The organism is Streptomyces sp. SID3343 (genome assembly GCF_009865215.1).
Classification (GTDB): domain Bacteria; phylum Actinomycetota; class Actinomycetes; order Streptomycetales; family Streptomycetaceae; genus Embleya.
Window position 1 is genome coordinate 1 of record NZ_WWJX01001334.1, and the last position, 5,878, is coordinate 5,878.

Sequence of the window (5,878 nt, forward strand, 5' to 3'; positions counted from 1 at the left end):
CAGCGCGGCCCGCTGTGTCGGCGGCGCTTTCGGCACACTTTCATCGACCTCTCCGGCAGCCGTCGCGACGGTCCCGACTTCCCTGACTTCCTCGGCCTGGCTGGTCACGCGGCCATTGTGGAGCGCCGACGCGGTGCGTACGCCCCGAAACCCTCGCGCACGCACGCGTCCCACCCGTACGGCGCACCGGCGCCTCGCGAGTGGGACGTGTGGGGCGCGGTGCGGTGTCGCTCAGGACACCACCCGCAGTTCGGCGGGACTCACCACGCTCAGGCCGAGCGCCGCGGCCAGGTCTTCGACGAGATTGGCCGCCTGGGCGGCGGTCAGGCGCTCGACGGTCCACTCCTGGGTGGGCCGACCCTCGGCATCGGTGTGCGGGCCGAATCTCAGCTCGATCGGACGGTCCGCGTCGGCGGAGGGCAGCACGGGGACCCGGGCCACCAGAGTGACATTGTTCGACATGACGTCGACTCCCTTCGGAGAGCGAAAACGATCGCCGCGGTCATTGCCGGTCAGCACTCACGCTCGCATCGCGTCAGCCCGGTGTCCAGGTGTCTCAAGAGTCACACCGGGAGCCCCGGAGGGCGCACGGGGCGCACCGAAAAGCCCCGGTACGCAACGCGCGCCGGGGCCTTTCGAAGGTGGTTCGTCACATCTCGGATCCGCTTGATCGGGGGGCGTCGAGCCGTCGCCCGACGCCACCCACGAGAGCTAGCGCAAGAAGGCGTTCACGACCGGACCGGCCGCCGAACCACCCGACTTGCCCTTCTCGACGAGCACCGCGACCGCGATGTCGTCCTTGAACGCGATCATCCAACCGTGGGTGAGCGTCTCACCCTTCTCGTCGAACTCCGCGGTACCGGTCTTGGCGCCGACCGTGCCGGGGATGCCCTGCAGGCTCTTGCCCGAGCCGTTGGCGACCACGCCCTGCATGAGTGCCTTGAGCTGGCCGGCGATGTCGGCGTCCAGGTCGTGCGACGGCACCCGGTTGGGCACGTCGTCGGGCGTGAGCACCGGCTGCTGGAACTTGCCGGAGGCGATCGTCGCGGCGACCGACGCCATCACGAGCGGGCTGGCCAACACGCGTCCCTGGCCTATCATCGACGCGGCCTTGTCGTTCTCGCCCTTGGCGACGGGCACCGAGCCGTCGAACGTCACCGTGCCCACGTCCCACGTGGCGCCGATCCCGAACTGCTCCTGGGCGAGCTTGTTGAGCGTGTCGTCCTGGATCTTGGCCCGGTTGCCGATGAACGCCGTGTTGCAGGACTGTGCGAAGTCTTCCTGGAACAGCGCGTTGGGCATCGGCTGGAGGCCGTCGTAGTTCTTGAACGTCTGGCCGTTCACGACGAGCGTGTTCTCACACGGCACCTTGTCGGTCGGCTTGAGACCGGCCTTCAGGAGCGCGCCCGAGGACACCGTCTTGAACGTCGAGCCCGGTGGGTAGCGGCCGGTGAAGGCACGGTTGTCACCACCCGTCGGGGTGTTCGCCGCGGCCAGGATCCCGCCGGTCTTGCTGTCGATCACCACGATCGAGGCGTTCTTGTTGTCCGTGACCGCCTTGAGCGCTTCCTCGGCCTTCTTCTGCGTGCCGGGGTCGAGCGTGGTCTTGATCGGCTCGGAGGGCTTGCCCTTGATGTCCACGAGCGATGCCTTGACCGTACCGGCCGAGTCCACCACGGTGATCTTCAGGTCCGCGACGCCGGCCAGCTTCTTCTCGAACTTGTACTGGAGGCCGGACGCGCCGACCGCGTCGGAGGGCGACGCGCTCGGGTCGGCGTTCTTGAGCAGGTCCGCGTTGTCACCCGAGCCGACCGTGCCGACGATCTGCTTCGCGACGTCGCCGGTCTGCCGGGTGTCCTCCTTGACCTGGATCTCGGGCAGGCCCGCGAGCTTCGGCTGCCCCTCGTTGTCCCACTTGTCCTTCTTCAGGACCACGAGGGCGACGGCCTGGTTCGGGTCGGCCTTGGACACCCGCTCCTTGAGCTTGGGGATGTCCAGGTCGAAGAGCGGCGCCGAGAGCGCGCTGTACAGCGCGTCGGGGTTCTTGATCTTCGCCGGCCACAGGGAGAGATTCACCACGGGCGTCGCGGTCGCGAGCGGGTTGCCCGCCCGGTCGAGGATCGAGCCGCGCTTGGGCGGCGTGCGCTCGCGCTTGATCTTGCCGCTGTCGGCGAGTTGCGGGTGCACGATCGTGTTCGTCCAGTGCACCGCCGTCTTGCCGTTGACCGTGGCCACCGGGATCGACGAATCGATCTTGACCGGGTCCGGCACGCCCTTGAGCGTCAACGACGCGCTGTACGACAGCGTCGACGGCGCGTTGTCGGCGCCCTTGGTGTAACTCCCGGCCTTGTACTCGGCCTTCACGATGCCCAGTTGCTTGTGTGTCGTGTCCAGGCCCTGCTGCGCCGAGGTGGGGTTGTCCGTCAGAGACGCGGCCTTGGCCAGGTCATCGCCCTGCCAGGCGGTCAGGAAGTCCCTGGCCATCTGCTCGGACGTGTCCTTCTTCTTCTCGCCACCACTGTCGCTGCACCCGGTCAACGCGGCCACTACGACGACGGACAGTGCCAAGGGCACAGCCGCCGGGATCCGCCGCATCTTCCTGCCCACCAGATTCCTCCCGAACGTCCGTCCATCACCGCCGACGGCCCGTCGACGGTCCCCGTCACGCTACCGGGAGCACCCGCGCCGTTTTCCCATCGGGCAGGCGTGCGACCGACTTGTGACCCGGTTGTTGATGTCGTCGGACCGGCCGGGAAGGCCGTGACGACCGAAAAGTCGGACCTCGGAGACCCGTCGGTGAGGGATCGCCCTCAACCCTGCCCGATCGGGAGCCGAATTCGCTGTGCGAGGAAACCGGTGCCCCATCCGGTGCGTCGGTAGGGACATAGGGCCTGCCGGCACGGAGGCCCCGATACGGCCGTTGGCACCGTCGAGCAGGAGGAGAACGGGGCGATGGGGACCACACGGATCGCCATTCCGACACCACCGCGCTATGGGTGGCAGGAAGACGCGGCATGCAGGGGGTTGGACGCGGGCCTCTTCTTCGGCGACGACCAGGAGCGGCCCGGCGAGCGCCGGGCACGCGAGCGGGTCGCCAAGAAGGTGTGCCTGTCCTGCCCCGTGCGACGTCGCTGCCACGAGCACGCGATGTCCGTACCGGAACGCCGCGGGGTTTGGGCCGGTCTGGGCGAGACCGAACGGGCGGCGCTGCTGCGCGAACAGGAACTGCGTGAGCAGCAGGAACAACGGGAGGAGACCACGACGGCCGCATAGCGCACCGTCGCCGGTCGCCGCGCGGGCGGCGGTCACGACCGGGTCCGGGCCGGATGCGTGCAGCGTCCATGCCTGCTTCGGGCCGGCTTCAGGCCGGCAGGTCGTCCTCGGTCAGCAGACCACGCACATCCAGACGCGTTCGCACGTGGGGGGCACACGCGTCGACCACCACGGCCGCGCCGATCCAGTCGGCGCCGGCCTCGGTGACCATCCGCCGCACCGCGCTGGCCTGCGCGCCGGTCTCGATCCACTCGTCGACCAGGAGCACGCGGTCGCCGGGGCGAAACAGCCTGCCCGGGACGACGAGGGTGAGGCCGCCGTCCTGATACTCGGGCGGGGTGGCCGCGCGCAGCATGGGGTCGTCGGCGGGGCGCTGCGCGTCGCCCACGATCCGACGGTCCTTGCGGATCTCGACGAAGCCGACCCCCAGATGCAGCGCCGTGATCGGGCCCAGGACCAGGCCGCGGGTCTCGATGCCCACGACGACCGTCGGCGCGGCATCCTCGTGCAGGCCGCCCAGGCCGGGGCCCAACATCGCGAGCACCTCGGGGTCGTGCCACCAGCCGGACGGGTCCGCGAACGTGCCCACCGGGGTCTGCCGCCACGCGAACGCGTCCACGAGTCGCTGCGCGACGGGAAGGGCGCCCACAGCCCGCTGGCGGCTCGTCATCTCGGGGTACCGCCTTCCGTTCCCGCACCGGGTCGTCTCGATCTTCGACCAGGGCTTCGACCGGCCAAGATACCGGTGCGGGGCCGACCCCGCCGACGCGCCGACCGTTGCGCCGTTCGTACGCGGTCGGGTTGCCGGCCGAGGTCGCGGGCCGGCCCGGGCCGGCCACGGCCCGACTCCCCAGCGGGTCGCTAGTCGGCTTCGGGGCGGTCCAACGGCTGTTCGACCAGGGCCAGTACGCGACTGGCCATGAATCGCGCGGTGCGCACGACCGTTCCCGTGCGGGTCAGTTCGCTCACCTCGACGACACCCCGGCGGACCGCGACGTCCAATCGCCGCCCCGCGCGCGTCGCCGTCATCTCGTAGGTCTTGGTGCTGTCGCCGGCGTCGACCACTATCTCGACCCGATCGCCCTTCATATGAGCCCCCTTCGACCGATTACCCCCATCTTCTCGCACAGGTCCGACATCGCGGCGTGTGTCCACCCGCGTTCGACGGCTCGTCGGGAGTGGCCCCCGCCCGACTCGGGGGCGCGTTACCGCGCCGGACGCCGGGGTTCCTCTAACGTGTGTCGCACAGGGGATCCGGGCACACGCAGTCCGGACGCAGGACGAACACGAGGGGACCGGACACACATGACGATGGTGCGGCTGCGTCGGCAGGATCCGCGCATCGTCGGGTCCTATCGGCTGCTTCGTCGTCTGGGCGCCGGCGGCATGGGCGTGGTCTACCTCGGCGTGGACCGGCACGGCAAGAAGGTCGCGCTCAAGCTGATCCGCCAAGAGCTCGCGGGCAACCCGGAGTTCCGCTCGCGCTTCGCCCGTGAGGTGGCCGCCGCGGCGATGGTGCGCGGCAACCGGACGGCCCCCCTGGTGGACGCCGACCCGAACGCCGAACGCCCGTGGCTGGCCACCGAGTACGTCCCGGGGCCCTCGTTGCAACGCCGCGTCGGCGACCGCGGCCCGCTGGGTTGCCTGGACCTGGCCAGGGTCGGCTCGGCGGTGGCCGACGGCCTGGTGTCCGTGCACGCGGTCGGCGTCGTGCACCGCGACGTCAAGCCTTCCAACATCCTGTTGTCGCCCGACGGGCCGCAGATCATCGACTTCGGCATCGCGTACGCGGACGGCGCCGGCACCCTCACCGTCACCGGAACGGCCGTGGGCTCACCGGGATTTCTCGCCCCCGAACAGGTGCGCGGGCAAACGGTGACGCCGGCCACCGACATATTCGCCCTCGGCGTCACGCTGGCGTACGCGGGGCGCGGCGCACCGCCGTTCGGGTCGGGCCCGGTGGACGCGTTGCTGTACCGCGTGGTGCACGAGGAACCCGACCTGGAGGGTGTACCAGAGCAGGTCGCGCCGTTGATCGCGGCGTGCCTGTCCAAGGATCCGCGGATGCGGCCCACCGCCGAACAGGTGCGCGAACGCCTCGCGGTGATCGCCCGCCAGCGCGAGGCCGAACGCGGAACTCCCGCGCGCGGCCTGGAGTTCGGCGGACCGACGACTCCCGCGCCCGGGCCCAAGGGCGTCCGCTCCGGTCGGCACGACGTCGACGCGACCGCCCCCGGACACCGGGAGCGCGACCGGGACCGAGACCGCGGCCGCCGTGAGAGCGCTCGCCGGGAAGCGCTGCGCCGTGACGAGGACACTCGCGCCGGCGAGCGCCCGTCGAGCAGCCGGACCGACTCCGGTCGCCGCCCACCGGAGGGCCGCACCGGGCCACGCCAGGACCCGAGCAGACACGACCAGCACAGGCCCGACCCGCACAGGTCCGACTCGCACAGATCCGAACCTGGCCGCCACGACCCGGACCGGCACGACTCCGGTCGACACGACGCCGTCCGGCACGAGCCCGGCCGGCACGAGCCCGCCCGCCACGACGGGGGTCGTCACGACTCGGCCCGACACGACACCGTGCGCCCCGAGCCGCCGCGCG

The 5,878-nt window shown here is 70.8% G+C and carries 6 protein-coding genes; 2 read left to right on the forward strand and 4 right to left on the reverse strand.

Features of this window, described 5'->3' with window-relative positions:
• Positions 1-231: 231 nt before the first annotated feature.
• Both GT354_RS42350 and GT354_RS42355 read right to left on the reverse strand, forming a co-directional pair.
• Entirely contained in the window at positions 232-462 is a 231-nt protein-coding gene (locus GT354_RS42350; RefSeq protein ID WP_161362154.1) for a hypothetical protein, read from the reverse strand.
• 249 nt (positions 463-711) lie between these two features.
• Positions 712-2,607, reverse strand: coding sequence for a penicillin-binding transpeptidase domain-containing protein (locus GT354_RS42355; RefSeq protein WP_161362156.1), 1,896 nt, complete (start codon positions 2,605-2,607; stop codon positions 712-714).
• A gap of 345 nt (positions 2,608-2,952) precedes the next feature.
• Between GT354_RS42355 and GT354_RS42360 the strand changes: the two genes are divergently transcribed.
• Positions 2,953-3,273, forward strand: coding sequence for a WhiB family transcriptional regulator (locus tag GT354_RS42360; RefSeq protein ID WP_161362158.1), 321 nt, complete (start codon positions 2,953-2,955; stop codon positions 3,271-3,273).
• A gap of 88 nt (positions 3,274-3,361) precedes the next feature.
• Here GT354_RS42360 and GT354_RS42365 read toward each other — a convergent pair whose 3' ends face one another.
• Positions 3,362-3,943 carry a phosphoribosyltransferase family protein gene (locus GT354_RS42365; RefSeq protein WP_161362160.1) on the reverse strand — a complete coding sequence of 194 codons (582 nt, stop codon included), beginning with the start codon at positions 3,941-3,943 and terminating at the stop codon, positions 3,362-3,364.
• Between the two features lie 191 nt (positions 3,944-4,134).
• A complete protein-coding gene (locus GT354_RS42370) occupies positions 4,135-4,362 on the reverse strand; it encodes a hypothetical protein (protein WP_161362162.1) in 228 nt (75 codons plus the stop codon).
• Positions 4,363-4,578: 216 nt separating this feature from the next.
• Here GT354_RS42370 and GT354_RS42375 point away from each other — a divergent pair.
• The coding region (locus tag GT354_RS42375; RefSeq protein ID WP_161362164.1) for a serine/threonine-protein kinase at positions 4,579-5,878 on the forward strand (1,300 nt) is incomplete at its 3' end.